Origin of the sequence: Caballeronia sp., from assembly GCF_049581465.1 — a bacterium.
Lineage (GTDB): Bacteria > Pseudomonadota > Gammaproteobacteria > Burkholderiales > Burkholderiaceae > Caballeronia.
Genome location: NZ_JBAUSA010000861.1, coordinates 1 through 1,927, shown reverse-complemented (window position 1 = coordinate 1,927; position 1,927 = coordinate 1). Strand labels below are relative to the sequence as shown.

The window sequence follows — 1,927 nt, the reverse complement described above, 5'->3', positions numbered from 1 at the left end:
ACGCCGCCCTCAGGAAATTGTAGGAACAGAAGAGATGAAAACCGCCAAACCAGCGGTTGACACGGAAAGTCATATCAGAAATGAAGTCCCGCCCCGGATAGGGGCTAACAGTAATAAGCAAGAAAATACTACTTATGCAGAACGACTACGCTAGCAGGAGGACTCAATGCTCGCCCCACACTCGCCGCGGACAGCCCCCCGCCTCCGCAAACGCCCCGGCTTAACCAGCCGGAAACCTGACCACGATCCGGCTAAACGGCACTGTCCTGTCGACCGTTACCGCGCCATGCCCCTTGCCGGCGTACGTCGTGACCAGCCGCATGCCGAGTCCGGTGCCTTGCGGCTTCGGAAAATCAACGGGAAAGCCATCCCCCTCGTCCTCTACCGATAGCAACACAGCGTGGTCCTCCGTGCGCTCCAGCTTGACTCGCACCTTACCCCGGCCATACTTGAGCGCGTTCGTCACGAGTTCCGCCGTGACCAGACCGAGCGGCGCGAGCCGTGCAGCAGGCAGCACGATCGACGCCCCTTCCAGCGTCACTTCGCGATCCGCCGACAATTCAGCGAGGTCGGCAGTCAGGCCCTGCAGATACCGCGTGGCGTCGGTGGCTTCGGCGCCATCGTCCTGGTACAGCCGGTGATGCACGGAGCCCACGGTCCTTACGCGCGTGGCTGCAGCCTGCAACTGGATCGCCACGGATTTGTCGCCTGCCAGGTTTGCCTGCAACGCGAGCAGCGTCTGCACCAACTGAAGACTGTTGCGCACGCGGTGATGAACCTCCTTCATCATCAGCGCGGAATCGCCGAGTTGAAGTTCCTGGCTCGATACGAGCGCCGCAAGTTTCTCTTCGTTCTGGTGACGCTCGGTGACGTCCCGCATGGTGAGGACCACGCGCCTGATCAGGCCGCCGGCGTCGCGAATGGGCGCAACCGAAACATCCCACCATCGGGCCTCGCCGCCAACGGTCGGGCACGGTCCTTCGAAGCGGACCGGCTCGCCGTGGGCCGATTGTGCAAGCGCGTGCACGACCTTCTCACGCTGATCTTGCGGCCACAGGTCGTCACAGCGCCGGCCGCCAATATCGATAAAGTCGTCGATGCCCAGCGCTACCAGCCCGTTATCGTTCATGAACTCGATACTGCCATCGAGCGACAGCACCTGAATGCAGTCAGTGCTCGCGTTCAACACGCTAGTCGAAAACAATTCGTCCGCGCCACCTTGCGATTCGGCAGCCAGGCGCTCGCGGCTCATGGATATCACATTCGCGATGGCTTCCAGGAACACGATATCGGTTTCGCTGAAGTCTTCGTCGTCGGGACTGTCTGCCTCAAGCACGCCGAACGTTTCCGGAATGCCGCGAATAGGCACATTGATCGCCCGCTTAATGCCGTGCCGGCCGAGCAACTCGGGCGTGCGGAAGCGATGTTCCGTTCCCAGATGATTCGACAACACCGGCCGCCCGCTCGCGAACGCGTGACCGGCGGGGCTCGCGTCGTCGGCACCGAGTTCCAGCGTGCCAATGTCCGTCGGATCCCAGCCCACGCCGGCTTCCAGCACAAACGAACCGTTTTCGGGCAAGTAGCGAAGTACCTTGGCAAAGCGCGAACGCAATCCCTTCGCCACCGCCTTGCACGCTTCCTCCAGCAGCACATCGGCGCTATGAAGGCGCAATACGGAGGTCGCAAACTGAACGGCAATTTCATGCTGCATGCGCAAGCGGGTCACTGAGCGCTCGACGGCGCTTTTGATCGTCTCTTCGGGTGGCAACGCGTCCATCAAACTCTCCTCGACAAACGTCGTGGGCCCAGCGTTTGGTTTTTAGTTCTTACGAGATCTTGAAGCGCGACAGCTGCACCGCCCCAATTCTAACTCTCGTAGTCGAAAAGCCAATTTACCGGAAAACGCTATCAGAACCGCCCCAACCCC

1 protein-coding gene is annotated in these 1,927 nt (G+C 60.9%); it reads right to left on the bottom strand.

The features are described 5' to 3' along the window. Nucleotides 1-220: 220 nt before the first annotated feature. Nucleotides 221-1,777 (bottom strand): sensor histidine kinase, encoded by a 1,557-nt coding sequence (locus WCA53_RS21100; protein ID WP_423915216.1) that lies wholly within the window; start codon nucleotides 1,775-1,777, stop codon nucleotides 221-223. Nucleotides 1,778-1,927: the final 150 nt, after the last annotated feature.

Bases quoted from the DNA above. Each gene is read 5' to 3' on its own strand.
- WCA53_RS21100 (WP_423915216.1), bottom strand. From the start codon at position 1,777: ATGGACGCGTTGCCACCCGAAGAGACGATCAAAAGCGCCGTCGAGCGC.